Source organism: Nocardia grenadensis NBRC 108939, from assembly GCF_001613445.1.
In the GTDB taxonomy this organism is placed as follows: domain Bacteria; phylum Actinomycetota; class Actinomycetes; order Mycobacteriales; family Mycobacteriaceae; genus Nocardia; species Nocardia grenadensis.
Genome location: NZ_BDCJ01000002.1, coordinates 131081 through 155789, shown reverse-complemented (window position 1 = coordinate 155789; position 24709 = coordinate 131081). Strand labels below are relative to the sequence as shown.

At 68.4% G+C, this 24709-nt stretch carries 26 protein-coding genes and 3 pseudogenes; 20 read left to right on the top strand and 9 right to left on the bottom strand.

Annotated features, from left to right (window positions below):
- Positions 1-184 precede the first annotated feature (184 nt).
- Both NGR01S_RS31405 and NGR01S_RS30715 read left to right on the top strand, forming a co-directional pair.
- Positions 185-349 carry a hypothetical protein gene (locus NGR01S_RS31405; protein WP_169811850.1) on the top strand — a complete coding sequence of 55 codons (165 nt, stop codon included), beginning with the start codon at positions 185-187 and terminating at the stop codon, positions 347-349.
- A gap of 71 nt (positions 350-420) precedes the next feature.
- A complete protein-coding gene (locus tag NGR01S_RS30715; RefSeq protein WP_157107075.1) occupies positions 421-684 on the top strand; it encodes a hypothetical protein in 264 nt (87 codons plus the stop codon).
- A gap of 188 nt (positions 685-872) precedes the next feature.
- On the opposite strand, the gene NGR01S_RS01750 is transcribed toward NGR01S_RS30715, so the two are convergent.
- Together NGR01S_RS01750 and NGR01S_RS01745 are read right to left on the bottom strand one after the other, a co-directional pair.
- Positions 873-1574, bottom strand: coding sequence for a dienelactone hydrolase family protein (locus NGR01S_RS01750; RefSeq protein ID WP_063034378.1), 702 nt, complete (start codon positions 1572-1574; stop codon positions 873-875).
- A 176-nt stretch (positions 1575-1750) separates the two neighbouring features.
- Complete coding sequence (locus NGR01S_RS01745; protein ID WP_169811849.1) at positions 1751-2128, bottom strand: PepSY domain-containing protein; 378 nt, start codon at positions 2126-2128, stop codon at positions 1751-1753.
- 120 nt (positions 2129-2248) lie between these two features.
- Here NGR01S_RS01745 and NGR01S_RS01740 point away from each other — a divergent pair, with 120 nt between their 5' ends.
- The 3 genes from NGR01S_RS01740 to NGR01S_RS01730 all read left to right on the top strand — a co-directional run bounded on the left by NGR01S_RS01740 (position 2249) and on the right by NGR01S_RS01730 (position 5759).
- Entirely contained in the window at positions 2249-2926 is a 678-nt protein-coding gene (locus NGR01S_RS01740) for a response regulator (RefSeq protein ID WP_063034376.1), read from the top strand.
- Positions 2919-4538, top strand: a complete 1620-nt coding sequence (locus tag NGR01S_RS01735) for a sensor histidine kinase (protein ID WP_063034375.1) — start codon at positions 2919-2921, stop codon at positions 4536-4538. Before NGR01S_RS01740 ends, NGR01S_RS01735 begins: the two co-directional genes overlap by 8 nt.
- 87 nt (positions 4539-4625) lie before the next feature.
- Complete coding sequence (locus NGR01S_RS01730; protein WP_063034374.1) at positions 4626-5759, top strand: NAD(P)-binding domain-containing protein; 1134 nt, start codon at positions 4626-4628, stop codon at positions 5757-5759.
- Between the two features lie 36 nt (positions 5760-5795).
- On the opposite strand, the gene NGR01S_RS01725 is transcribed toward NGR01S_RS01730, so the two are convergent.
- Positions 5796-6122, bottom strand: coding sequence for a TetR family transcriptional regulator C-terminal domain-containing protein (locus NGR01S_RS01725; protein WP_063034373.1), 327 nt, complete (start codon positions 6120-6122; stop codon positions 5796-5798).
- A gap of 75 nt (positions 6123-6197) precedes the next feature.
- Between NGR01S_RS01725 and NGR01S_RS01720 the strand changes: the two genes are divergently transcribed.
- The 13 genes and pseudogenes from NGR01S_RS01720 to NGR01S_RS01665 all read left to right on the top strand — a co-directional run bounded on the left by NGR01S_RS01720 (position 6198) and on the right by NGR01S_RS01665 (position 14344).
- Positions 6198-6434, top strand: a complete 237-nt coding sequence (locus tag NGR01S_RS01720; RefSeq protein WP_063034372.1) for an SGNH/GDSL hydrolase family protein — start codon at positions 6198-6200, stop codon at positions 6432-6434.
- Positions 6435-6987: 553 nt separating this feature from the next.
- Positions 6988-7578, top strand: coding sequence for an LppU family putative lipoprotein (gene lppU / locus NGR01S_RS01715; protein WP_174551648.1), 591 nt, complete (start codon positions 6988-6990; stop codon positions 7576-7578).
- Positions 7579-7768: 190 nt separating this feature from the next.
- Positions 7769-8484: pseudogene (locus tag NGR01S_RS33065) on the top strand (MBL fold metallo-hydrolase).
- 53 nt (positions 8485-8537) lie between these two features.
- The gene (locus NGR01S_RS01705) at positions 8538-9167 is read left to right on the top strand and encodes a class I SAM-dependent methyltransferase (protein WP_063034369.1); all 630 of its coding nucleotides are present in this window, start codon (positions 8538-8540) and stop codon (positions 9165-9167) included.
- 152 nt (positions 9168-9319) lie between these two features.
- Positions 9320-9469 carry a hypothetical protein gene (locus NGR01S_RS01700; protein ID WP_157107073.1) on the top strand — a complete coding sequence of 50 codons (150 nt, stop codon included), beginning with the start codon at positions 9320-9322 and terminating at the stop codon, positions 9467-9469.
- 138 nt (positions 9470-9607) lie between these two features.
- A pseudogene (locus NGR01S_RS01695) lies at positions 9608-9904 on the top strand (SDR family NAD(P)-dependent oxidoreductase); the annotation flags it as partial.
- A gap of 22 nt (positions 9905-9926) precedes the next feature.
- Complete coding sequence (locus tag NGR01S_RS32130; RefSeq protein ID WP_063034367.1) at positions 9927-10181, top strand: enoyl-CoA hydratase/isomerase family protein; 255 nt, start codon at positions 9927-9929, stop codon at positions 10179-10181.
- Positions 10127-10312, top strand: a pseudogene (locus NGR01S_RS33060) (enoyl-CoA hydratase/isomerase family protein); the annotation flags it as partial. The gene NGR01S_RS32130 and the pseudogene NGR01S_RS33060, both read left to right, overlap by 55 nt.
- A 361-nt stretch (positions 10313-10673) precedes the next feature.
- A complete protein-coding gene (locus NGR01S_RS30710) occupies positions 10674-10871 on the top strand; it encodes a hypothetical protein (protein WP_063034366.1) in 198 nt (65 codons plus the stop codon).
- Entirely contained in the window at positions 10868-11791 is a 924-nt protein-coding gene (locus tag NGR01S_RS01680; protein ID WP_063034365.1) for a hypothetical protein, read from the top strand. Before NGR01S_RS30710 ends, NGR01S_RS01680 begins: the two co-directional genes overlap by 4 nt.
- 229 nt (positions 11792-12020) lie before the next feature.
- Positions 12021-12761 carry an SDR family oxidoreductase gene (locus NGR01S_RS01675; RefSeq protein ID WP_063034364.1) on the top strand — a complete coding sequence of 247 codons (741 nt, stop codon included), beginning with the start codon at positions 12021-12023 and terminating at the stop codon, positions 12759-12761.
- 130 nt (positions 12762-12891) lie between these two features.
- The gene (locus NGR01S_RS01670) at positions 12892-13092 is read left to right on the top strand and encodes a hypothetical protein (protein WP_157107072.1); all 201 of its coding nucleotides are present in this window, start codon (positions 12892-12894) and stop codon (positions 13090-13092) included.
- A 466-nt stretch (positions 13093-13558) separates the two neighbouring features.
- Positions 13559-14344, top strand: a complete 786-nt coding sequence (locus NGR01S_RS01665; protein WP_063034362.1) for an MHYT domain-containing protein — start codon at positions 13559-13561, stop codon at positions 14342-14344.
- A 107-nt stretch (positions 14345-14451) separates the two neighbouring features.
- Here the strand turns inward: NGR01S_RS01665 and NGR01S_RS31400 are convergent, their stop codons facing one another.
- The 4 genes from NGR01S_RS31400 to NGR01S_RS01650 all read right to left on the bottom strand — a co-directional run bounded on the left by NGR01S_RS31400 (position 14452) and on the right by NGR01S_RS01650 (position 17414).
- A complete protein-coding gene (locus NGR01S_RS31400) occupies positions 14452-14607 on the bottom strand; it encodes a DUF6131 family protein (RefSeq protein ID WP_085995414.1) in 156 nt (51 codons plus the stop codon).
- Positions 14608-14656: 49 nt separating this feature from the next.
- Positions 14657-15067 carry a hypothetical protein gene (locus tag NGR01S_RS01660; RefSeq protein ID WP_063034361.1) on the bottom strand — a complete coding sequence of 137 codons (411 nt, stop codon included), beginning with the start codon at positions 15065-15067 and terminating at the stop codon, positions 14657-14659.
- Positions 15068-15197: 130 nt separating this feature from the next.
- Complete coding sequence (locus tag NGR01S_RS01655) at positions 15198-16337, bottom strand: lipase family protein (RefSeq protein WP_063034360.1); 1140 nt, start codon at positions 16335-16337, stop codon at positions 15198-15200.
- A gap of 159 nt (positions 16338-16496) precedes the next feature.
- Positions 16497-17414, bottom strand: a complete 918-nt coding sequence (locus NGR01S_RS01650) for an alpha/beta hydrolase (RefSeq protein ID WP_063034494.1) — start codon at positions 17412-17414, stop codon at positions 16497-16499.
- A 385-nt stretch (positions 17415-17799) separates the two neighbouring features.
- Between NGR01S_RS01650 and gnd the strand changes: the two genes are divergently transcribed.
- On the top strand, positions 17800-19245 hold the full coding sequence (gene gnd / locus NGR01S_RS01645; RefSeq protein WP_063034359.1) for an NADP-dependent phosphogluconate dehydrogenase: 1446 nt from the start codon (positions 17800-17802) through the stop codon (positions 19243-19245).
- 82 nt (positions 19246-19327) lie between these two features.
- Positions 19328-21073: an N-acyl-D-amino-acid deacylase family protein gene (locus tag NGR01S_RS01640; RefSeq protein WP_063034358.1), complete on the top strand. Its 1746-nt coding sequence runs from the start codon at positions 19328-19330 to the stop codon at positions 21071-21073.
- 247 nt (positions 21074-21320) lie between these two features.
- On the opposite strand, the gene NGR01S_RS01635 is transcribed toward NGR01S_RS01640, so the two are convergent.
- Both NGR01S_RS01635 and NGR01S_RS01630 read right to left on the bottom strand, forming a co-directional pair.
- Entirely contained in the window at positions 21321-23525 is a 2205-nt protein-coding gene (locus NGR01S_RS01635) for a molybdopterin oxidoreductase family protein (RefSeq protein ID WP_063034357.1), read from the bottom strand.
- Between the two features lie 82 nt (positions 23526-23607).
- Entirely contained in the window at positions 23608-24696 is a 1089-nt protein-coding gene (locus tag NGR01S_RS01630) for a Gfo/Idh/MocA family oxidoreductase (protein WP_063034356.1), read from the bottom strand.
- Positions 24697-24709 lie beyond the last annotated feature (13 nt).

Here is a 24709-nt window from a genome sequence, read left to right as displayed (position 1 = left end):
GTCTACCGAACCCGCGTCATCGCAACTCCGGCGCGACCTTCCGCGGCATGCCGGTGACCCTCTCGTGACCTCGGTGCCGGGAAAATTGATGATTCCTTGTCTGGTAACGGCCTTGCAAGCAGCGAAAACTGATGTTGCTGCGCGAAAAGATGTCCCCTGGTTCACCCCGACCGAAGGATATGTAATGTCTGCCAGAATCACCAAGATCTTCGCCGCAACGGCGATCGCCCTGTCGCTCGGCGCCTTCGGGGCCCCGGTCGCTTCGGCCGCCACCTCCTCGGCGTCCCCGGTCACCGGTTCCGCCATCATCCTGTGTGTCCCCCTCGGAAGCGCCACCGTCTGTATCTGAGCACGCGCAATTCCGGAGCGCGGCTTCGGCCGGTTCTGCCGCTGGTGGGTAGGGGCATCGAGGCCGGGCCCATGATGTCCGGTGAGATTCGCTCCGATTATCGATCGTCGAGCCAACCGGAAGAGCGCACGTTGCTCGCCGAGGAGCGTGCGCCGGGATGGGCAGGTTGCCGCCCTCGGGTGACCTGCTCATCCGTATCCGGGCCACCCACCGGCCAGGCCGAAATCACGTCGATACGAAAACCCGACCCGGTCGGCGTTGTACTCGCCCGCCACGCGACGACTCAGAACATCAACATCATGCCCATCATCATCATCATGAAGCCGAGAAAATAGTTGCTGGACATCTCGAACCTGCTCCCGTCGGACCGAACCGCCCGGACCCGATGCCGGACGCCGGCAACTTTGCCGTTGTTGAACGGTACGATATTCAACGGCTTGGATTTCCGGTCCGCAGCTTCCCGGTGCGGGGAATACGAATCGCCGCGCGACAGCGGAGCCGATTTCGGCCGCGGCAGTGGCAGTCAGCGCGGTGACGGGTTTTTCAGATGGGCGTCGAAGAAGGCGAAAACACGTCGCCAGGCGTCCGCGGTGGCCTCCTCGTCATATCCGAGACCGGCTACCCGCAGTACGGGCTCGGCGGGAAGCCGGTTGGCGAATGCATGGGTGACCCCGGAATAGGTCTTGACGTCGTGCGCCACGCCGTAGTCGTCGAGTACCCGTTCCAGCCGGTGCGCACGGCCGATATTGATCGGATCCAACCGTCCGTAGCTGGCGACGATCGGGCAGCTGCCCCGCAGCATCTCCGCGTAGTTGCCCCGGCTGGTCGGGTAGAAGGGAGCGGCGGCGTCGAAACCGCGCGGCGCGGTGAGCAAGGCGAACCCACCACCCATACAGAAGCCGGCCACCGCGACCCGGCCGGTGCACGCGGAATCGTCCCGTATCCGGTGCAGCGCGGCGAGGATATCGCGCACCGCCCTGCCCTCACCAGTGAACAGCAGATCGCGGAATACGCCGGGTACACATCGCGGCCCGCGGGAGAACAGGTCCGGCGCGATCACCAGATAGCCGCGGTCGGCCAGCATACGGGCATTGCGCCGCAGATCCGCGGTCAGCCCGACCGCGTCGTGCAGCAACACCACCGCGGGCCACGGTCCCGGGCCCTCGGGTGTCTCCCATACGGCGTCGATATCACCGTCGGGCGCGGGCACCTCGATCATCGTCATCGGCGATCACCTTCCGTTCGATCCGGAACTCTCGCAGCCATGGCGATAGCGGACCCAGTGTCGCATCGCCGCGCCGTCCGCTCGCGCGCCTCGCCGATGCGCCGGGTGCGGGCCGGCCACCGCCCGGGGGCGGCAGCCGGCCCGTACCCGCGGCGCATGGACACGCACGGCGCGGATCAATCGTGTTCGGCCGCACCGATGATCTCACCGGTGTTCGCGTCCACCGTCACCTCGTATTCGGCGCCCGCCGAGGTGACGACTTCCACCTCCCACACCGGTCCGCGGTGCTCGGTCTCGAACTCGGCCGAGACCGCCCTGCTGTCCGGTACCGCGGCCACGGCGGCGTCCATGGCCTGGATGCGGTCGATTCCCGGATCGGCGACGAGAGACCACTCCGCGATCGGTCGATCGAGGGCGACGGTGCCGTGCGGCGGGGTGTGGCCGAGGGCAACAGTGGCGACGCCGACGGCGGCACCGGCGACCACGGCCACGACCGCGGCACCGATCAGAATCCAGCGCAGACCGGCGACCGCGTGACGAATAACGCTTGCCATGGTGAAACCTCCTGGGTGGGTGTACGTCCCGAATACGGTCATCACTGTGGCAAGCCGATACTGAAGGTGACCTGAAGTCACCTGAAGAACATTTCAGGAAGTGTCTGACACTCTGGGTGGATGCGTCTGCTGATCGTGGAGGACGAGAAACGGCTCGCCCTCGCACTGGCGAAAGGGTTGTCGGCCGAGGGTTTCGCGGTCGACGTCGTACACGACGGCGCGGACGGGCTGCACCGCGCCACCACCACCGAGTACGACCTGATCATCCTGGACATCATGCTGCCCGGTATGAACGGCTACCGGGTCTGCGCGACCCTGCGCGCCGCCGGTCACGAAACCCCGGTGTTGATGCTCACCGCCAAGGACGGCGAATACGACGAGGCCGAGGGCCTGGATACCGGCGCCGACGACTACCTCAGTAAACCGTTCTCCTATGTGGTCCTCGTGGCCCGGATCCGGGCGCTGTTACGCCGCCGCACCCGCGGCGGCGTACGCGTGCTGCGTGTCGGCGATCTAGTGGTCGATCCCGCCACCCACGGTTGCCGGCGCGGAGAGTGCGCTATCACCCTGACCGCGAAGGAATTCGCGGTCCTGGAACACCTGGCCGTGCGCGCCGGGGAGGTCGTATCCAAAGCCGATATCCTGCAGCATGTCTGGGATTTCGCCTACGACGGCGACCCGAATATCGTCGAGGTCTACATCAGCACCCTGCGCCGCAAGATCGATACGCCCTTCGGCTGCCGGACCATCCTGACAGTACGCGGCGCGGGCTACCGCTTGGCGGCCGAGCGTGGGTGAGCGGGCGCGCCGCCGTGGTCCCTGGTGGAATTCGGTCCGGGCACGGACCACCACCGCGGCCACCGTAGTGGTCGCGATCGCCCTCACCGCCACCGGACTCATCCTGCTCGCCGCCCTGCGCGGCAATCTGGTCGAGAGCGCGGATCTGCAGGCCGCGAACACCGCGCGCGATATCACCAGCCAGCTGGATACGGGCACGCCACTGGCGCAACTTCGGCTGCCGGACCCCGACGATGAACCGGTGCAGGTCGTTTCGGCAGACGGGCAGGTACTCGCCGCCGACGAAGAACTGCGGGGCAGCGGCCCGATGGCCGACTTCGGGCCGAATACGGACGCACGGTCCGGAGACGGCACGGACGAGGATTCCGCGGACGACGAATCCGACGAGGCAGCGGACGAGGACGACGAGTCCGATTCCGACGACGAGTCCGAGGCCGAAGCAGCCGACGAGGCCGAAGACGAGAACGACTCACCCGGCTCCGTGGGCACCGCGTCCGGCCTCGGCACCGGCAGCGCGGCCGGTGCCGGCGGGGCGGAAACCACGCGGGCCGTCGGCGCTTCCGCGGCCACCGAACCCGTCTTCGGGCAGACCGAAGTGACAGTCGGTGATTCCGGGCCCGCGAGCTATCGCGTCGCCGCGCTCGGCAGCACCGCTCCCGACGGGCGGCCGGTCACCGTCTATGCGGGCGCGTCGCTGGACACCGCCGACAGCGCGGTCGCCGACGTGCGGCGGGCGATGCTGATCGGGCTGCCGGTGCTCCTCGCCGTGGTCGCCGCGGTGACCTGGCTGGTCACCCGGTGGGCATTGCGGCCGGTGGAGTCCATCCGGTCCGAGCTGGCCGAGATCATGCACGGCGACCTGTCACGCCGAGTGCCCGAACCCGCCGCCCGCGACGAGATCGCCCGGTTGGCGGTCACCACCAACGACACGCTCGCGGCGCTGGAGCAGTCCGCGGAACGTCAGCGCCGGTTCATCGCCGATGCCGCGCACGAACTGCGCAGTCCGATCGCCAGTCTGCGCACCCAGCTCGAAGTGTCGCAGGCGCATCCGGGGTTGCTCGAACTCGACGGCCTGCTCGGCGATACCGTACGGCTGGAACATCTCGCGGCCGATCTGCTGCTGCTGGCCCGGCTCGACGCGGGCGAACAGCCTCGGGCCGACCGGATCGAGCTCGCCGCGCTGGTCCGGGCGGAACTGGCCCACCGGGTCGGGGATCGTCTACCGGTCGGCTCCGATCTCGGGGTGGGCGAGCCCGTCGTCACCGGTAGCCGAACTCAATTGGCCCGAGTCCTGGGCAATCTCGTGGACAATGCGCAGCGGCATGCGGCGACGATGGTATGGGTGACGCTGGACCGGCAGGGTGACCGGGCAGTACTCGCGGTGGCCGACGACGGCCCAGGCGTACCGGAAGCCGATCGGGAGCGGATATTCCAGCGTTTCGTGCGCCTCGATGACGCCCGCAGCCGAGACGAAGGAGGTGCGGGCCTGGGCTTGGCGATCGTGCGCGATGTGGTCGGACGGCACGAGGGGACGATCCGGGTCGAGCCCGCGGACTCCGGTGGTGCGCGATTCGTGGTGGAACTTCCGGTGGCCGGCCGAGTGCCCGGCTGACCGCCGCGGTGGGGCGAGCGGCCGACCGGGCCGCCGGATGCGTGGCCGCCGGTTTCCGGTATCGCCCGCGCACTAGCATCGGCGATCATGGCGCAGCAGGCAGTGCATCCGGCGGAACCGGACTTCCCGATACTGGTGATCGGGGCCGGACAGTCCGGTCTCTCGGCCGGATACCATCTGCGCCGACACGGGCTCGTGCCCGGGCGGGATTTCCTGATCGTCGACCATGCACCCGGCCCCGGCGGTGCCTGGCAGTTCCGCTGGCCGTCACTGACCCTCAGCACCGTGAACCGGATACACGACCTGCCCGGGTTGCCTTTCGCCGAGAACACCGGTCCGGGTGCCGCCGGGGCCGAGGTTCCGGCGGCGACCGCGGTCCCGCGCTACTACCAGCGTTACGAGGAGCATTTCGAGCTCCGGGTAGGTCGGCCGGTGAGCGTGCGGGTGGTGTGCGATCGTGCCGGCGACGACGGTCTGCTGCATGCCGAGACCGATCGGGCGGGCACGCTCCGGGTGCGCGGCCTGATCAACTGCACGGGAACCTGGGAGCACCCCTTCGTACCGCACTATCGCGGTGCGGAGACCTTTACCGGCCGCCAACTGCACACCCGCGACTACCGTGACCCGGCGGAGTTCGCGGGACAGCACGTGGTGGTGGTCGGAGGCGGAATCTCCGCGGTCCAGCTGCTCGACGAGATCTCCCGGGTCACCGGCACCACCTGGGTGACACGTTCGGAACCCGCCTTCCGGGAGTCCCCGTTCGACGTGAACGCAGGTCGCCGGGCGGTGGCGATCGTGGAGGATCGGGTACGCCGGGGGCTCCCGCCCGGCTCGGTGGTCTCGGTGACCGGTCTCCCACTGGACGGCCGGCTCCGAGCGGCCCGGGACCGCGGCGTCCTGCGGCGGCGGCCGATGTTCGACCATATCGAGCCCGACGGCGTGCGCTGGGCCGACGGAAGCTTCCAGGCCGCGCAGGTCATTCTGTGGGCCACGGGTTTCCGCAGTGCGCTGGACCATCTGGCACCGCTGCGGCTCCGTGGGCCGGGTGGCGGGATCACCATGAGCGGCGCGCTCGCCACCCGGGTCGCGGCGGACCCGCGGATCCACCTGATCGGATATGGACCGTCGGCCAGTACGATCGGCGCGAACCGGGCCGGGCGGGCAGCCGCGGCGGAACTCGTCGATCACCTGGGCCTGGAGCAAGGCGCTCTCCGTGAGTAAAGAGCTCGGCTACGACACCGCGACCGGGCCTTCCGGTCAGTGCAACAGATCTTCCACGATCCGGCGCGCCATCAGCACTCGTTCGTCGTCGCCGAGCTGGCGGGCGGTATTGGCGGCGGCGACGACCGCGTCGATCTCGAAGGCCAGCACCGCCGCGTCTCGGCCGGTCAGCTCACCCAATTCCTGAGCCTTACGGATCTCCCCGCTCAGGAAGGTCATCCAGTCCTCATGGTCCGCGGCGACGGCGTCACGGACCGGTCCGGGCCGGCTGTCGAATTCGGTGAGTACCGCGGCCCGGAAGCAACCGCCGGGGAACACCGGGTCGGTGGTGTAACCGAGCCAGCGGTCGACCAGCGCGCGCACCCTGGGTAGACCGCGCGGTACGGCCAGGGCGGGCGTGATGATCTGCTCATTGAGTACATCTGGGAAACCGAACGGATGGCACCGATGCGGCCGATGCGGGCGCGGATGGCCGAGCTCAACGAGATCGTCCGCGACGTGGCCGGCCGGTACGACGCGCTACTGGTCGATTTCTGCAACCATCCGCTGCGGCTGCGTCCGGATCTCATGAGCGCGGACCTCATCCATTTCACGACCAGCGGCCACGCGGTCGTCGCGACGGAGATGGTCCGCGCTCTGGCGGCGCGGATCTCCGCCGCCGCCGGATCGGCCTGACGATCGGCAATCCCTCCGCCGGCCTCGGGCAGGCGAACCTGCCCGAGAGATCCACTTTGTCGGCGCCAACGGTTAGGATCTGCGCCGGGCATTAGCGAGGAGGAGTGGGTACCGACGTGGGAAGCTACGGCCGTAGGCCACGGGCGCGGCGGGGATTCAGGGCACGGGTGACCGTCCCCGCGATCACCGCGGGTCGGGGGGTCGACCGATAAGCTCACGCGAGCATTCGCACGTGGCCGTTCCATCGGAACAACCGCGAACCGCCACAGTCGATCTCGTCGCCGCCTTCGGCCCCGCCGGCCGGGCAGCACCCGCACCGCCGTCATCCAGTGGTGCGTCACCGCAGTAATCGGCCCCCGAGTGACCGTCACCGGTTGCCCTGGGCAGGTCCCGGTGGCCGGACAACCCTGCGTGGATGCACGCCGGCGGCGGCCACCGGGCCGGAGCCTGCCCGGCTCCGTTCCCGCATACGCCGCATTCCCGCAACCCGATTTCGAATCATGGACTGCCCGAACACCATTCACTATCACGTATTTCCATGAAGGAGCTTTTCATGTCCAGACGTTCGCCCGTGTTCCGGATCCCCGGTGTACTGGCCGGCCTCGTCGTCCTCGGCTGTGCGGTGCTGACCCTGTCGGCGTGTACCGGCGGGACCGACTCGACCCAGAGTTCGTCGGCGAGCGCGGTATCCACCGTGCCCGGACAGAACGGAACCGACGAAGGCGGGGATGTCGATTTCGACGCCGCCATCGGTGACTGTGTCACGCTGTCCGGGACGATGACGGACGCGAAGATCGACCACGCCGAGTGTGGTTCGGAGAATTCGAACTACAAGGTGGTCGCCAAGGCCCCCACCCAGGACGGCTGCGCGTCCGATGTCGATCAGACCTACTACGTCACCCTCGGCGGCCGGGAACAGGGTGCGCTGTGCCTGGATATCGACTGGGTCGAAGGTCAGTGCATGACGGTTCCGTCGGGTAGCGACAGCCCGACCCACAGCCCGTGCACGCCGGGTAAGCCCGACACCGTTCACGTGCTGAAGATCCTGACCGGTACCACCGACGAATCCGGGTGCCCCGCGGAGGCCACCAGCTACTACACCTACGACGAGCGCCAGCTCGTCACCTGCGTCGCCGAGGTGTAGCGGCACCACGTCCGGCTACCGGCATACGTGGCCTCACCTCGGGGGGTGAGGCCACGGGTGCCTACCCGGCGCCGGACCGGATATCACGGCCCTGTTCGGCGTCGACCAGCGAAGATACACCGGGATCCGCTGCTCGAATACTCGTTCTGGCGGATGCTCGGCGGGGGATGGCGCTACCAGGACCGCTGTGATGGATATCCGAACAGACGAGATCGCCGACGGTGTCTACCGCTTCTCCACCTTCGTCCCCGAGGTGGGTCCCACCGGTTTCACGTTCAATCAGTTCTTCGTCGATGCCGCGGAACCCCTGCTTCTCCACACCGGAATGCGGGCGCTGTTTCCCTCGGTGTCGGCAGCGATCGCGCGCATACGGCCCGTGGCAGACCTCCGCTGGATCACTTTCGGCCCTGTGGAGGCCGACGAGAGCCGCGCGATGAATCTGTTCTCGGGGGCAGCGCCGTATGCCCGGGTCGCCCACGGTGTCGTGGGATGCCAGGTTTCGCTGGACGATCTGGCCGATCGGCGGCCGCGGCGCCTGACCGACGGCGAGATCATCGATCTCGGCGACCGACGGATCCAGCACTTCGATACGCCGCACGCACCACACAACTGGGAGGCGCGGGTGCTCTACGAGGAGTCCACCGGTGTGCTGTTCTGCGGTGACCTGATGACTCAGCTCGGCGACGGGCCGACCCGCACCGGGGCCGATCTGATGGGCCCGGCCGAGCCGGCCGAGGACGTTTTCCACGCCACGTCGCTGGGTCCGGCCGTACCCGCGACACTGCGCAGGTCGGCCGAGTCGCGGCCGACCACACTGGCGGTGATGCACACGGCTCCTTCACCGGTAATGGGTCCGCCGCCCTGGGCGACCTCGCGACGGTCTACGAGCACCGGCTCGGCCCGTAGGGTTCCGGTAGGCGCCACCGCACCGGGCGGTGCGCCGATGCGAGAGGAACCGGATGAGCGCGAACACCCCGTCGGACCGCACGCCGAGCCGCTGGGAGGAACTCACCGCGGCCGACCCCGCACATTCCGACTGGTATGTGCAGCGATTCCGCACACTCGCGGCAGAAGGGCACGACATATTCGGCGAGGCGCGGCTGATCGACGCGATGCTGGGCCGCGGCGGCCGGGTACTCGATGCGGGTTGCGGAGCCGGCCGCCTGGGCGGCCATCTGCACAATGCCGGTCACACGGTGGTCGGCGTCGATATCGACCCGGTGCTGATCGCGGCCGCCGAGGCCGACTACCCCGGCCCGACCTGGCTGGTCGGCGATCTCGCCGAACTGGACCTACCGGGCCGAGGTGTGACCGCCGATTTCGATGTGATCGTCTGCGCGGGCAATGTGATGACATTCCTGGCCCCGTCGACCCGGTCCGCGGTGCTGGCCGGTTTCGCCCGGCATCTGGCACCGCGGGGCCGCGTGGTCACCGGTTTCGGCGCCGACCGCGGCTACGACTTCGCCGAATTCCGCACCGACGCCGCCGAGCAGGGCCTCGCCGCAGATCTCCTGCTGTCGACCTGGGATCTGCGGCCCTTCATCGACTCCTCGGAGTTCCTGGTCGCGGTGTTCTCCCGCGCGGACTGAGCTCCGCTCGGGGCGGTTCGGCGACCGAGGCACGCGCCGAACCCCTCGCCGCGTTGCCGGACATACGGTGTGGACATATAGGGCGCGGGGCCTGCCCATCGCGGATGGTGGGTGACCGGGTCGCGGGGGCGCTGCGCCGGAGCGGTGTCACGATGCCGGAGGCGGACCTATGGGCCGTCTCCGAACTGCTGATCCGGCTCACGTTGTCGCTGCTGCTCGATCCCGGGGGGCAGCTCGATATCTCGGACCCGGCCGCGATACGTGCGTACTCCCGCCGCTATCTCGCGCGGTTCGTGTGGTGAGCCGGGCACGCCACCGTGCGACCGGGCCGGGAACCGGTCGTCCGGCGGTCGCACCGACCGCGCCCGCGCGTCGGGCACCGATCCGAGTACTGATACAAATGCGTGCGGCCGTAGCGCACCCTATGGCCGCCGAGCGGCGCGCTGTCGATGTACGCGGCCGGCAAGGCGGCCCTGCTGTCGTTCACCCGCTCCATGGCCGCCGAGTTCGCCGCCGACGGGATCCGGGTGAATGCCATGGCCCCCGGCGCCGTCGACACCGATATGGTCCGCAAGAACCCACCGGAATTCGTCGCGGCCATGGCCGGGGCCACGCTGTTGGGCCGGATCGCCGAACCCGACGAGATGGTCGGCACGGCGCTGCTGCTGTGCTCGGACGCCGGCAGTTTCGTCACCGGTCAGTCCTTCCTGGTCGACGGCGGTACCGTCGCCCGCTGAACCCCGAGCCGAAGGAGCACCCGTGTCCGCGTTGTCCAGCGACTATCTACCCTCCGGGGTCGTCGTACCGACGATCGAACGCCCGCACCGGCGCAATGCGCTCGACAATCAGACGGTCGCCGAACTGCACACCGTACTCGACGAGATCAACGGTGCCCCGAAGGTTCGGGCACTCGTCATCACCGGTGCCGGGGGCGCGTGTCCGGTGAGCTACTCGCGCGCGCCGTGGCCAAAGCGGAGGAGATCGCCCGCAATTCCCCGCTCGCGGTGTGGATGACGAACGAGACCATGTGGCAGACCGTGGACGCGCCGAGCCTGCGTCATGCGCTCGACCTGGAGAACCGCACCCAGGTGATGTGCAGCGCCACCGGCGAACTCGATGCCTCCTTCGTGGCATTCCGCACCGGGACCCACACCACCACGGGGCCGCTCTCACCACGGGCCCACCGCGTCGCAGACGTCCCAGCAGAGATGAACAACAAGTCACCTCCGTTTACCGCATCGCGCAGAATCCGCACGTATCGTGGATATTCTCGGCATCACCGCGCCCACGCCGCACAGAACTGGCGTGTCCCATCCGACTGTGTGTTAGAAAGTCCGCGAGCGGCGGGCAAGGAGACGGTTGTGACCGGTCCATATCGGCTGATCATCTGGGGCCCCGGTGATATGGGCGGGCGGGCCCTGCGCATTGCCTTCGAATCACCCGACTTCGAGGGCGTCGGATACCCATCTGGGGCCGGATCATCCGAGCAGCCCGGCCGGCGGACATGTGATCACTCTCGACGGCAACCCCGGTGTCATCGAGATGCGTAACGAAATGGACGACGAGGCCTATAGCGGAGATTGGTCCGCTATTACCGATATCTCGGTCGCCGCAATGCTGGGCGTGGTTCCCGAGTTGTGTGCCGCGCCCCCCGGTGTGGTCATGCCGGACCTGCGTCCTCACTACCTTCTGGAGTCGTCATGAGTTCACCCATGCTCGCGGTCGCGGTGCTCGGCGCGGGCCCTTTCGCCGACCGGATCGCCGAACGGATCCGCACGCGAGCGCACCTCGAGGTATCCGCGCGGATCGAAAACCTGCAGCCCCCGCCGGAAGGCACGGCATGCGTGGTCTACGTGCCGACGTTCGCCGAGATCGCCGCGGACATACCGGGCAGCGTGCTACCGGAGCTCCTGAGCGACGGCTACGACGTGATATCCACGGCACCGCTGGACGACCACGTTCCGCCGGCCGAACTGCTGGATGCCTGCCGTACCGGACACTCCACCTTCCACGCCACCGGGGCCTTCCAGAGCACCATCCCCGCCCGGCTCATCCGGTCGCTGACCGAGGTGACCCGGGGGATCCGGCGGGTGGAACTGGTCGAGGAACTCGATTTTCCCGAGGCCGGGGTGTACCCGTGGGGCGGACGGCACGATATCGGTATCGGCGCCACCGGGTCCGAAGCCGCCGTCGCCGGCGCGGCCGCGGTGGACGGCTACTACACGGCAGGACTCCGCGTCCTCGACGACGCCGTGTTCCACAGCGCCGCCGGTGCGTCCGAGACCCCGAGCAGCAGCGTGGAGGTGATCACCGACGGTTCCGGGGCCGTGCAGAAGGTGATCGTCGACCGGGAGCTGGGGCCCGGGCTGAGTTATCGCTCCATCTGGACCACCACCACCGAGGATCGGGCGCCGCTGCGCTATCAATTGATCACCACGACCGATACGGCGCGCGGCACCGCCAACGTCCGCTTCCGCTTCACCGAAGGGCTTCATCCCGCCGACCATCTGACCTGTGTAAATGTCATCGAGGCCCTGCGTCCGGTGCATGAGCACGGCCCGGGGATCGCCCACCGGGACCTATCGCTCACCCGGCCGATGCCGGACGCGCGGCTCTCTACCTGACCCGGGTACGGGCCGGCAGGTCTCGAAATCATCTATTCCGGTGGCCGGGCCACCGTCACCGGTATCACTGATGCGATCCTGGACAGCAGCACAGTGATCACCCGGTTCGCGCGGCCGGTCGCTCCTCCGGTCGCGGACCGCCGCAGTGGAGCACCTCTCGGCATTTCAGTGCACATCGAACTCTCTGAACCCCGGCCTGCCCGGTAGCAGGCGGTGAAAGGTGAGCAACATGAAGCTGACAGTCATCGGCGGTACCGGCCGGATCGGCTCACAGGTCGTCCGCAAGCTCCGGGCGGCCGGTCACGATGCGGTGCCCGCGGCGCTGTCCACCGGCGTGGACCTGGTCAGCGGCGCGGGCCTGGACCAGGCGGTGGCGGGCGCGGACGTGGTGGTCGGCCTGGCCAACTCCCCGACCTTCGACGACGCGGCGCTGAGCTTTTTCCGCACCGCGATGGACAACCTCCTCGGCGCCGGGGACCGTGCCGGGGTGAAACACCAGGTGGTGCTGTCGATCGTCGGTGTGGACCGGGTGCCACAAGTTGACTACTACCGGGCCAAGGCGCTGCAGGAGGAGTTGCTCCGGAAGGGCCCCACACCGTATTCCATCGTGCGCGCCACCCAGTTCTTCGAATTCATGGACGCGGTGATGTCCTGGTCCGCCGATGACAGCGTCGTCCGGTTGCCCGCGACCCGGTTACAGCCGATGGCGGCCGCGGATGTCGTGGACGCGGTGGTGGGCGTCGCACTGGGCTCCCCGCTGCAGGGTGTCCGCAATATCGCCGGACCCGACGTGCTCCCGCTCGACGAGATCGGCCGAATGACCCTGCTCGCCCGGCACGACGACCGTATCGTCGTCACCGACGAGACGGCCGGTATGTTCGCCGCGATCACCGGCGACGAACTCCTCGCCGGGCCGGACGCGTATCTGGCTCCCACGCACTACCGGGACTGGCTGGAGGTACACCGCTGATCTCGACAGTGATTCCGACCGGCACCTTTCCTGCTTCCTGAAGTCGCCTTCAGGCTGTTTCAGCGTGGCTTCAGCACCTCCCTGCCACAGTGGCCGCCGATGACCGACAACGGCGAAAGGGGAGAACAGCATGAGCTCGACAGTGCGCATCGATGGATATCCCTACCGGGTGGTGGGAAAGACCCGTCTGACGACGGCCTCGCGGGCGTGCTACGGCAAGTACCGGTTCGTCCTACGACGGTTGACGGACGGATCGCTGTGGACAGTATTCGACTCCCGGGTCACGTCCGCGTCGGAACTGATGAAATGCGAGGGCTCGCAGGCGCGGTGACGACCGCACCGACACCGGCGGAGGGTCCGGTCGCCGCGTCCGGCGACCGGACCGTCCGCAGTCGGTTTCGAACCCGGAACGTTTCACCGATCAAGGAACCGACACCGAGAAGTTATATGCCAGTTATAGCGCAGTTATCGGGCGCCGGGAGAAGGTAGTCGCGCGATCCCGAAATCCGAGCCACACCCATTTCGGAATAGCCGTTTCACCCGGACGCGCAACGAGCAACTTCCAATGATGCGGTGACATCGGCCTTTCGGCGCCTCGATGCACACTTCGCGACCAACCGACCACGGAAGCGTATCCGCAAGATAGACAATGCAATATTGCGAAGTCGAGACACCCCACAGATTGAATGTGATTCATCACACAGCATTTCAAGCAAATGATCAGCACACCATCCGGGTGAGCGTCGTACTGTTTAGCCCTACACAGAAAACCCGGGCTTTTCCCGGCGGAACGTTGGATGGACATGCTTCACCTCGAACACTTCGCGTTCGGCTGGCTGACGCCCGCCCTCGCCTATTTCCTCTCGGCCACCGGATGCGCCATCGGATTACAGTGCACCAGGCAGGCCCGGCGCGGACGACGCCGGTTGTTCTGGCTCGCGCTCGGCGCGATCACCATCGGCGGGACCGGTATCTGGGTCATGCATTTCGTGGCGATGCTGGGTTTTTCGATAGACGGCGCGCAGATACGCTTCGATGTCCCGCTCACCCTGCTGAGCGCGGCGATCTCGATCGGCGTGGTCGCCATCGGCCTGTATCTGGTGACCACACCGGGCTCAGGTCTTCCGGCACTGCTGACCGGCGGTGCCATCACCGGTCTCGGTATCTCCGCCATGCACTACACCGGCATGGCCGCCCTGCGCACGGACGCGCATATCGAGTACGACCCCGCCCGCATCGCACTCTCACTGGTCATCGCCACGGTCGCGGCCACCGCGACGCTGTGGTTCAGCATGCGCTCGTGGGGAATACCGTCCACCCTGGGCGCGGCACTCATCATGGCCGCGGCGGTGGCGACGATGCACTACACCGGCATGTCCGCGATGCACGCGCATGAGGTTCCCGATGCCGCGTCGCCCGAAGGTGCCGAGCCGCTGGATATTCTGGGGCCGCTGCTCGGCGCCATCAGCGTGGTCACCGTCGTACTGCTGATCGGAGTGAGCATGGCGCTGACCAATCCCCACGGACCGGAAGCCCAGGCGGCGACGAGCCCTCGTCGGCAGGAGCGGCGAGCGGTGCGCTGAAAGAGCCCGGCACGAGCATGTCCGGCCGAACGACCGCCGCGGTGCGGACGATCCGTGTGGATCGCCCGCACCGCGGCGGTCGTGGATAGGGTCGCTGGTGGACAGTGTCAGTAATAATGCCGCCGGCCGCCGACCGGCCGGCCCACCGATCCGGCGATGGCCAGTACCGCGCCGACCACGAGCAGAACGAGGCCGATGGTGGTGAGTACGCCGATACCGAGCAGGTAACCGACAATGAGCAGAACAAGTCCGAGAACGATCATGACACTGACTTTCTGATTCGATATCCGATATTCGGGCGAGGGACAGGGGTCACTTGGCGGTCGCCGCGCTCTTGTCCGGCTTGCGCAGCAGTTTGCTCATCGACCAGGCCGGAGCCGCCGGAGCGGCGGGGGCGGGCTTCTTCGCCGGCGTCTTGGTCTTGGCGAGATCCCGCTGGGCGGCCGCGATCTCCTTGCGCGACTGCCGCAGTTCACGGCGGGTCTCCATACCCCGGCGGGTGGATCGCCACGCACCGGCGGAGACGAGACCCACTCCTAATCCGCCGACCACCCCGACGATGATGCCGATGAGGAACAGTTCGCCGGTGGTCCCGGCGAAGTGGTAATCGAAGACCGAGAAGTCACTGGTCAGCCGATTGACATCACTGGTATTGGCCGCGACGCCGGCGACACCGGCGGCAACCGCCACGACGGCGATCACCAGCCCGAGAACAATGATCATGGCAATTCCCAAGGGTCGAGGAACACTATGCTCCCGCTATTCCCGGCGCCGACGAAGTCAAACGGGGGAAGGCCATATCCGGCAGTCCGATTCACCGGCGGGTGGATCCGGGGACTCGGACGGCCGGAACTCAGTCGAGCAGATCGCCGACGAACGGCACCGTGTCGATTAGCGAATCATTCACGGCGCCATCGTGATCGGTGAGGTACACCCTCAACGTCACCGGCTGCCGGTTCGCCGTCAGCACCGCTGCGAACCGCAGTGTCTCAGGGGTGATCACATCGGTATCGAGCAGCCCCTGTCCCAGGAACAGCGGTTTGTCGTAGCCGGATTCCGGCAGGCCGAGATAGCGGGTGAGCAGCCCGCGCAGATCCGGGATTTCGGCCAACGGCCGGGTGAAGAGGTCCCCGATCACCACACCCTGGGCCACCAGTTCGTGACCGAACGGGGACAGGCATTCGGTGCGCCCGCGTTCCAGCCAGTACCGGCCGGAGTCGGTGAGGAAGGATTCGATATCCAGCTCCGGGTAGGTGGTGCGCAGGCCGTTGAGCAGGTACAGCGCGTACCCCGTGGTATGCGCGCCCAGTTTCACCGGCGGTACACCCGGCCCCATCAGAGCGAGGATGTTCTCGATATAGGCGGGGACGCCGGTGGCCACGGCGCCACGGTAGTCCAGTTCCGGGCCACCGAATTCGGTGGCGTACCGGGCGGTGGTGACCGCCGCTCCCCCGCCCTGCGACTGCCCGACCACAACCCATTTGTTCGACAGTTCGGAGTAGTGCCCCGACGCGGCCCGTACCGCGTCGACGACATTGTGCGCCGCCACCACACCGTTCAGATACGGATGTTCACCGGGTGTACCCAGCCCGGCGTAGTCGGCGGCGACGATGGCATAACCCTGCTCAAGCCATTGACCCAGGTACGCCCAGTCCCGCGCCACGGCGCCCGGGCCGGCCACACTGTACGCGCAGGAATCGCCGAGCCCGACTGTGCCGTGCGCCCAGGCGATGACCGGCCGACCACCGGCCGGGGACGCGCCGGGCGGGAAGTACACGGCAGCACTGGCCACGGTCGGCGCCCCGCCGACGGTCGTCGTCGTATAGAACATGCGCTGGGAATCCACCGAGCCGGGCAGCACGGCCGGGGCGGGCAGCGGTGCGACGGATTCGACGACACCGGCGCCCGGGGCCGCTACCGCGTGCCCGCCGGGCAGACCGGAGATCGCCGCCGCGAGCAGCGCGGTGACCGCGGCCGTACCGAATTTCCGCATGATCTTCCTTTCGCCGGACCACCACCGGTGCCGTGCCGCCTCGGGCGGTACCCGGCCAGTCTTTCACCTGGACGGACGACCAGTCACGGAGGCAGGCCGGCCGGGCCGCCTCTACCGAGCCGCCCGGCAGCTGACGAAGACCGTCGGGCGGCTCGGTGGTCAGGCGCCGATCGCCCGCGCCAGATGCGGCCACGAATCGTGCAGGTCGTATTCGAACTGACCCCAGGTATGGGCACCGGCCGAACGGTCGATGTGCACCGCGCCGACGCCGAGTTGGCCCAGGCGACCGGCGAAGGCCGAAGTACAGGCCGAGGCAATGGCTTCGACCGGCGGGAACCCCCAGCCCCGGTCGATCTCGCCGGGCATACCCGACGCGGCGGACAGATACACGGTCTTCCCGGCCAGCCGGGAGGCGTGCGCGAACGCGTCGTGGGCCTGCCAGCCCGCGGACCCCGGCGGACCCCACATCTTGCCCGGGTCGGCGCCACCCCGCATCACCTGCGCGCTGACCATCGCGATGCCCGCGGCATCGGCGGACCACGGGCATCCGCTGTACGACGCGACCGCCTGGTAGCGGTCCGGCGACTGGATGGCGAGATCCACGGCCGACCCGCCGCTCATCGACACCCCGGCGATCGCATTGCGTCCGGTGGTACCGAACCGCGCGTCCACGACCGACGGCAACTCCTGGGTGAGGTAGGTCTGCCAGCGGGCGCGGCCGACCACGGGATCGTCGGTGTGCCAGTCGGTGTACATGGAGTAGGCGCCGCCGATCGGCATCACCACGTTCACGTTCTTGTCCCCGAAGAACTGCCGGACGTCGGTATCATCCCACCAGGAGATACCGTCGGCACCGCCACCGATCCCGGTCAGCAGGTACACCGTGGGCGCCGGCCCGCCACCCCGCGCGGGGATGACCCGATTCGTCACCACGGTGTCCATGGCGGGTGAGTACACCTCCAGCAGGATCGCGCGACCGTCTATCGGTCTCTCCGCGTCGACCCGTGGCCCAGGGGCGGCCGCGGCGGGTTGGACGGTGAACAGGGACGCCGCGACAGTCAGTACCGCGGTCGACATCGTGAGCAAGAATTTGTACCGCACTCCTCCGGTGTACCCAATCGCGCGCCGGATCGCCGCCACACCTCCCACGGTTCATCGATTGTGCGCCCCGGGTCTCTCGATCGACCATGCGAAGCCACTGTTCGGGCCGGGTTCCTCCCGAACCGCCCGGCACCGGTACACCCGGCCGCGTGGCCCGGAAGGTCCGCTGCGGCGATCCCACCGTCGCCCGCGCCGGTCCGCACGCGCGGACCGGTTGTCGGCGGGTCTGCGCACGGCCCGGCCGGGCCACCCGGTAGAAAGAAGACAGGGCATATGTCGGGCGCGCGGCCGGTCTCCACGATCGACGCGGCCCGGCGGAACCCGCCGAAATGTTGGAACAGTCGAACGAAAGAGCTGGTTCATGGCTTCCTCCGCAGCGCGTGCACAGATCGGGGTCACCGGCCTGGCGGTGATGGGCAGCAATATCGCCCGCAACTTCGCCAAGCACGGCTACACCGTGGCACTGCACAATCGCAGCGTCGCCAAAACCGACGCGCTGCTCGCTGCGCACGGCGATGACGGTGATTTCGTCCGCACCGAGACCATTGCCGAGTTCGTCGCCGCGCTGGAGAAGCCGCGCCGGGTGCTCATCATGGTGAAGGCCGGCGACGCCACCGACGCGGTGATCGAAGAACTCGCGGGCGCCATGGAAAAGGGCGACATCATCATCGACGGCGGCAACGCCCTCTACACCGACACCATCCGGCGCGAGGCCGCGCTGCGGGCCCGCGGCCTCAACTTCGTCGGCGCCGGAATCTCCGGCGGCGAAGAGGGAGCCCTCAACGGACCGTCGATCATGCCGGGCGGGCCCGCGGAATCCTACGAATCGCTGGGACCGCTGCTGGAGTCCATCGCCGCCCAGGTGGACGGCACCCCGTGCTGCACCCATATCGGCCCGGACGGTTCCGGCCATTTCGTCAAGATGGTGCACAACGGTATCGAATACGCCGATATGCAGCTCATCGGCGAGGCGTACCACCTGTTCCGCGCGGCACTGGACCTGGATCCGAAGCAGATCGCCGATATCTTCACCCAGTGGAACTCCGGCGATCTGGAGAGCTACCTGGTGGAGATCACCGCCGAGGTGCTGAACCAGGTCGACGCGAAAACCGGGAAGCCGCTGGTCGATGTGATCGTGGACGCGGCCGAGCAGAAGGGCACCGGGCGCTGGACCGTGAAATCCGCGCTCGACCTGGGTGTCCCGGTAACCGGTATCGCCGAGGCCGTATTCGCCCGCGCCCTGTCGGGGTCGCGGGGCCAGCGCGCGGCGGCGGTGGGGCTCGCCGCCGGCGAACTCGCCGCGAAACCCACCGATATCGCGCAGTTCACCGAGGATATCCGGCAGGCCCTGTACGCGTCCAAGGTCGTGGCCTACGCCCAGGGCTTCGATCAGATCGCCGCCGGCAGTGCCGAATACGGCTGGGACCTCACCCCCGGCGATCTGGCCACCATCTGGCGCGGCGGCTGCATCATCCGCGCCCGCTTCCTGAACCGCATTAAAGAGGCCTACGAAACCGATCCGGCGCTGCCGAGCCTGATCCTCGCGCCGTATTTCCGGGAGGCGATCGAGACGGCGATCGACAGCTGGCGGCGGGTGGTCTCGACCGCCACGCTGCTCGGGATCCCGGTGCCGGCCTTCGCCTCCTCGCTGTCCTACTACGACGCGTTGCGCGCCGAACGGCTGCCCGCCGCGCTCACCCAGGCCCAGCGCGATTTCTTCGGCGCGCATACCTACGAGCGGATCGACGCCGAGGGTAAGTTCCACACGCTGTGGAGCGAGGACCGTTCCGAGGTCGCGGCGGGCTGACCCCCGGTCGCCGGGCGGGCGGTCCGCCCGGCGACGCCTACCCCCTCTTGACTCCGGGTCATCCGACCAGTTGCAATGGGGTGTGAGATACGACACGATCATCAAGGGTGGCCGCTGGTTCGACGGTACCGGCGCGTCCTCCGCCATTCGCCATCTCGGACTGCGCGGCGATCGGGTCGTGGCCGTCTCCGCGGATCCGCTCGACGAGACCGGCTGTCCGGATGTGGTGGACGCGGCGGGCAAATGGGTCCTGCCGGGCATGATCGATATCCACACCCACTACGACATCGAGGTACTGAAGTCCCCGGCGCTGTCGGAATCGGTCCGGCACGGCATCACCACGGTACTGCTGGGCTCGTGCTCACTGTCCACCGTGCATATCGATCCCACCGGCGCGGGCGATATCTTCGGTCGGGTCGAGGCCATTCCGCGCCGCCATGTGATCGATACGCTCGACGAAATCAAGACCTGGACCTGCGCCCGCGAGTACGTGGCCGCGATCGAGCAGCTGCCACTGGGCCCGAATATCGCAGCCATGCTGGGTCATTCGGATATCCGGACCGCCCGCCTCGGCCTCGACCGCGCCACCCGCAAGGAGGTCCGCCCCACCCGCGCCGAGCTGACGGATATGGAGGCGGCGCTGCGCGAGGCGCTCGACGCCGGATTCCTCGGTATGTCGGCGCAGCAGCTGCTGTTCGACAAGATCGACGGCGAGACCTGCCGTTCACGCACCCTGCCGTCCACCTATGCGCGGGCGAAGGAGCGCCGCCGCCTCAATACGATCCTGCGCCGACGCGGCCGGGTACTGCAGGGCGGACCGGACATCACCTCGCCGCGCAGTCTCGGCGCGATGATCTTCAGCAGCCTGGGTATCGGTCGCCGCAAGCTCAAGACCAGCCTGCTGTCCGCCGCCGATATCAAGGCCAATCCGTTCGCCGTCGTCCTGATCGGCACCCTGGCACGGCTGGTGAACGCGCTCGGCGCGGATTTCCGCTGGCAGCATCTGCCCGTACCGTTCGAGGTGTACGCCGACGGGATCGATCTGGTGATCTTCGAGGAGTTCGGGTCCGGCGCGGCGGCCCTGCACCTGGCCGACCGGGTGGAGCGCGACGCACTGCTCGCCGACGAGGCCTACCGCCGTCGCTTCCGTAAGGACTACGACGCGAAATTCGGGCTGCGGGTCTGGCATCGCGATTTCTTCGACGCCGAGATCGTGAGCTGCCCGGACGAGAAAGTCGTGGGTAAGACTTTCGGGCAGGTCGGAGTGGACCGCGGCGGACTACACCCGGTGGACGCCTTCCTCGATCTGGTCCTCGAGCACGGCGCCAAACTACGCTGGCGCACCACCATTTCCAACCATCGCCCCGAGATCCTGGACCGCTTCGCCGCCCACCCCGGGATCCAGCTCGGGTTCTCCGACGCGGGCGCCCATCTGCGGAACATGGCCTTCTACAATTTCGGGCTCCGCTTCCTGCGCCGGATGTACCGGGCCGAACAGGCAGGCACTCCGGTGATCCCGCTCGAGCGGGCGGTGCACCGGCTCACCGGCGAACTCGCCGACTGGTACGACATCGATGCCGGTCACCTGCGCGAAGGCGACCGCGCTGATCTGGTCGTCATCGATCCGGCAGGCCTCGACGATTCGCTCGACGCCTACGCGGAGAGCCCGGTGGCCCAGTACGGCGGACTGGAACGGATGGTCAACCGCAACGACACCGCCGTCTCGGCGGTGTACATCGGCGGGCGGTATGTGTTCGGTCACGGCACCGCCGATCCGGCTCTGGGCAGCACTCGCACCGGACGGTTCCTGCGGGCCGGGCAGCGCTGATAGTTCCGGGCGGGCCGTCCGCCCTTCGCTGGTCGCCCGCGGTCGCTCACCCACGACCAGCCCGCCCGGACCGGTCCACCCGCGATAGGTCTGTCCTGCGACGGTCCGCCCGCCATCGGCCACCGCGGTCGGCCCATCTCTGATCGGTCAACCGCGGTAGGCTTTCGCGCCGTCGGTCACCGGCGTGCGGGCAGCCTGCGAATCTTTGGCGGCCGTCTTCTCGATTCGCGACCGCGGGCGATCCGGATCAGGCAGGGGTCACCGACACCGGGACGCCGTTGAACACGGCATTACCGGACGGGATATCCAGCACCGAATCATCGGTCAGCACATTGACATTGACACCGGCGTGCTGCCGCGCCACCTGCTGAGAGCTCGTCGCATGCCCCCAGCCGTGCGGCAGGCTCACCACTCCCGGCATGATCGAATCGGTGGGCTCGACCGGTATCGTGAGCGACCCGACCGCGGATTTCACCAGCGCCTGCTCGCCGAGTCCGAGCCGGGCGATATCGTCGGGATGGATCTGCAGGGTACAGCGATTCGTCCCGCCCACCAAACGGGGCGCATTGTGCATCCAGCTATTGTTGGAGCGCAGATGCCGGCGTCCGATGAGCACCATCTCCGCCGGCGCGGCCGCGAATCCGGCGCGCAGGCGGTCGAGATCGGCCAGCAGGGCCGCCGGCGCCAGCTCCACCGCCCCCGAGGCGGTGCGCAGAATTTCGGGCAGCCGGGAACGCAGCGGGCCGAGATCCAGACCGTGCGGATTCTCGAGGAGGGTACGCAGATTCAGGTGCCCGCCGTTCCATTCACCGTAGGGTCCCAGCCGCAGCATCAGGTCCAGACGCTGTTCGGTACCGGTGGTCCCGGCGAGTTCGTGCCGTCGCTCCGCGAGACCGGCCTGCCACAGTGTCGTGCCGATGACCAACTCGTCGAACGCGGCCAGCGGATCGTAGTCCGCGGCCGGGTTGTGCGGTCGCCCGCTCACCGCCGCCGCCAGCCGGACATAGACCGCGGCCTCCGACGGTCGGCCCCCCAGCGGCACCAGCGGAGGCGAGAACCGGGCGTAGTTGCGGACCGCGAACTGCAGCAGCGCGAAATCGTAGTGCGGGGACTGCACCGGACGCGGCGGCGGCAGGATCACATCGGCGTGCCGGGTGGTCTCGTTGAGGTAGCAGTCCAGGCTCACCATGAAGTCCAGCCCGGCGAACGCGGCGTCGAGCCGGGCACCACCGGGCGCCGACAGCACCGGATTCCCGGCCGCGGTGATCAGCGCCCGCACCTGCCCGTCACCGGGCGTGGTGATCTCGTCGATCAGCGTGGCCACCGGCAGCTCACCCATGGACTCCGGCAGGGCGCGCACGCGGCTACGCCAGCGGCCCGGCCGGAACGGTTTGGTGCGCACGATCCCGCGGACCGCCGCCGTCGCGAACATGGCGCCGCCGGGAGTGTCGAGATTGCCGGTGAGCACGTTGATCACGTCCACCAGCCATTGGGTGACCGTGCCGAATTCGGCGGTGCAGGTACCGATCCGGGCGTACACCACCGCGGTCGGCGCGGCCGCGAGCTCACGTGCGAGCCGGCGCACGGTCGCGGCGGTCACTCCGGTACGCGCGGCCACGGTCTCCGGATCGAATGCCGCGGCCGCGGCCCGCAATTCGTCCAGGCCCGTGACCGCGACACCGACCTCGGTAAGCCCCTCGGCGAAGAGGGTGTGCACGATCCCGAACAGCAGATAGGCGTCGGTGCCCGGCCGGACGAAGAGGTGCTCGTCGGCGCGGGCGGCTGTGCGGGTCCGGCGGGGGTCCACCACGACCAGGCGGCCGCCCCGCGCCCGGAGCGCTCGTAGCCGGCCGGGAAAGTCCGGCGCGGTGCACAGTGAACCGTTCGACTCCAGGGGGTTGGCACCCAGCATCAGCACGTAATCGGTGCGATCCAGATCCGGGACCGGCACGGCGAGTGGATCCCCGAACATCAGCCCGCAGGCCACCTGTTTGGGCATCTGGTCGGCGGTGCTGGCGGAGAACACGTTCTTCGTCCCCAGGGCCTGGATCAGCGCCGGCGCGTACAGGGTTCCGGCGACGGTATGCGCATTGGGATTGCCCAGATACAGCGCGATCGCCTGAGCGCCGTACTCGGCCCGGATCGCCGGGATCCGCGCCGCGATCAGATCGAATGCCTCGGCCCAGCCCACGGTCCGCCACGAGCCGGTGACTCGGTCGCGGACCATGGGTTCGGTGAGGCGATCGGGGTCGCCGTCGAGCTGCCCGAAACTGGCCCCCTTGGGGCACAGAAAACCCTTGCTGAACGGGTCCAGTTCGTCTCCGCGCGCACCGGTCACCCGATCCCGCGAGTCGACGGTCAACTCCAGGCCGCAGGCGGCCTCGCACAGCGGGCAGGTGCGCAGCAGGTTCCGGACGGCGGTATCGGGTGCGACGGGGTTCGGTGCGGCCATGGCACCATCATCGCTCTTTGAGACACTGGACAGAAGGTGTATTGAGAGAATTCGAATAGATCTCTCCCAACCGCAGTCCGGGTCACCAGCGCCCCGGGTTCGCCGACCCGGAGGCGCCTTCCAGGGAGACAACCCCGCCTTTCGCCGCCGATTCGCGGGCCGCCTCGAGAACCCGCAGGCCCGCCAGGGCGTCGGTCGGGTCGACCGGTACGGGCGCACCGTCCAGAACGGCGGCGGCGGTGGCCGCGTAGAAGGCGGGGTAGTCGCCGGGCAGGGTGGGGTACGGCGCCGGGTCGTCGCCGGCGCCGAGCAGACCGGAGTCCGCTTCGCCGACCTCGGCCCACGGCGTCCCGTCACCCGGCCGACGCCCGGCACGCAGGGCCGCCTCCTGCGGGTCCAGTCCGTGCACTTCGTAGCCCGCCCGGTCCCCGAGTACCCGGAACCGGGGACCGAGCAGTGGGGCCACGGCGCTCGCCCACAGGTGGGAACGCACCCCGCCGGTATGGGTCAGGGCGAGGAACATGTCGTCGTCGGTGCTCACCCCGGAGCGGCGACGGGCCAGTTCGCAGTAGACGCTCGCGGCCGGGCCGAACAGAGTGAGCGCTTGGTCGACCAGGTGGCTGCCCAGGTCGTACAGGATCCCGGCGGCATCGGCGGGGCCGCCCAGTTCGCGCCAGCCGCCCTTGGGCACCGGACGCCAGCGCTCGAACCGGGATTCGAAACGGCGCACCGGGCCCAGCATGTCCTCGGCCACCAGGCGGCGCACCGTCCGGAAATCGCCGTCCCAACGCCGGTTCTGGAATACGGTCAGTACCCGCCCGGCGCCGCGGGCGTAGTGCAGCAGATCTTCGGCTTCCGCGGCGGTCACCGCGAACGGTTTGTCGACCACCACCGCCGCGCCGGCCGCGAGCGCCCGCCGGGCCAGTTCGGCGTGTACGCGATTGGGTGCGGCGACCACAACCAGGTCGATGCCGGACATATCGGCGAAAAGACTGTCGGTGTCGGGCAGTACGCGTACCCCGGGGTACTCCTGTCGCGCCTGCTCCGCCCGCTGCGCCGAACCGGTCACCACCGCGGCCAGCCGGAGCCGGGGTTCGGCGGCGACGAGTGGGGCATGGAACACCGCCCCGGCCAGCCCGTACCCGATGATGGCGACTCCGAGACTGCTCATACCCGCCGACGTT

Coding starts and splice junctions, on each gene's coding strand:
- NGR01S_RS01630 (WP_063034356.1), bottom strand. CDS start 24,696: ATGAGCAGTCTCGGAGTCGCCATCATCGGGTACGGGCTGGCCGGGGCG.
- NGR01S_RS01680 (WP_063034365.1), top strand. CDS start 10,868: ATGAGTTCACCCATGCTCGCGGTCGCGGTGCTCGGCGCGGGCCCTTTC.
- NGR01S_RS01750 (WP_063034378.1), bottom strand. CDS start 1,574: ATGACGATGATCGAGGTGCCCGCGCCCGACGGTGATATCGACGCCGTA.
- NGR01S_RS01660 (WP_063034361.1), bottom strand. CDS start 15,067: ATGATCATTGTTCTCGGGCTGGTGATCGCCGTCGTGGCGGTTGCCGCC.
- NGR01S_RS31405 (WP_169811850.1), top strand. CDS start 185: ATGTCTGCCAGAATCACCAAGATCTTCGCCGCAACGGCGATCGCCCTG.
- NGR01S_RS31400 (WP_085995414.1), bottom strand. CDS start 14,607: ATGATCGTTCTCGGACTTGTTCTGCTCATTGTCGGTTACCTGCTCGGT.
- NGR01S_RS01670 (WP_157107072.1), top strand. CDS start 12,892: ATGAGCTCGACAGTGCGCATCGATGGATATCCCTACCGGGTGGTGGGA.
- NGR01S_RS01650 (WP_063034494.1), bottom strand. CDS start 17,414: ATGTCGACCGCGGTACTGACTGTCGCGGCGTCCCTGTTCACCGTCCAA.
- NGR01S_RS01705 (WP_063034369.1), top strand. CDS start 8,538: ATGAGCGCGAACACCCCGTCGGACCGCACGCCGAGCCGCTGGGAGGAA.
- NGR01S_RS01665 (WP_063034362.1), top strand. CDS start 13,559: ATGGACATGCTTCACCTCGAACACTTCGCGTTCGGCTGGCTGACGCCC.
- NGR01S_RS01655 (WP_063034360.1), bottom strand. CDS start 16,337: ATGCGGAAATTCGGTACGGCCGCGGTCACCGCGCTGCTCGCGGCGGCG.
- gnd (WP_063034359.1), top strand. CDS start 17,800: ATGGCTTCCTCCGCAGCGCGTGCACAGATCGGGGTCACCGGCCTGGCG.
- NGR01S_RS30715 (WP_157107075.1), top strand. CDS start 421: ATGATGTCCGGTGAGATTCGCTCCGATTATCGATCGTCGAGCCAACCG.
- NGR01S_RS01675 (WP_063034364.1), top strand. CDS start 12,021: ATGAAGCTGACAGTCATCGGCGGTACCGGCCGGATCGGCTCACAGGTC.
- lppU (WP_174551648.1), top strand. CDS start 6,988: ATGTCCAGACGTTCGCCCGTGTTCCGGATCCCCGGTGTACTGGCCGGC.
- NGR01S_RS01700 (WP_157107073.1), top strand. CDS start 9,320: ATGCCGGAGGCGGACCTATGGGCCGTCTCCGAACTGCTGATCCGGCTC.
- NGR01S_RS01745 (WP_169811849.1), bottom strand. CDS start 2,128: ATGGCAAGCGTTATTCGTCACGCGGTCGCCGGTCTGCGCTGGATTCTG.
- NGR01S_RS01720 (WP_063034372.1), top strand. CDS start 6,198: ATGGCACCGATGCGGCCGATGCGGGCGCGGATGGCCGAGCTCAACGAG.
- NGR01S_RS01730 (WP_063034374.1), top strand. CDS start 4,626: ATGGCGCAGCAGGCAGTGCATCCGGCGGAACCGGACTTCCCGATACTG.
- NGR01S_RS01740 (WP_063034376.1), top strand. CDS start 2,249: ATGCGTCTGCTGATCGTGGAGGACGAGAAACGGCTCGCCCTCGCACTG.
- NGR01S_RS01635 (WP_063034357.1), bottom strand. CDS start 23,525: ATGGCCGCACCGAACCCCGTCGCACCCGATACCGCCGTCCGGAACCTG.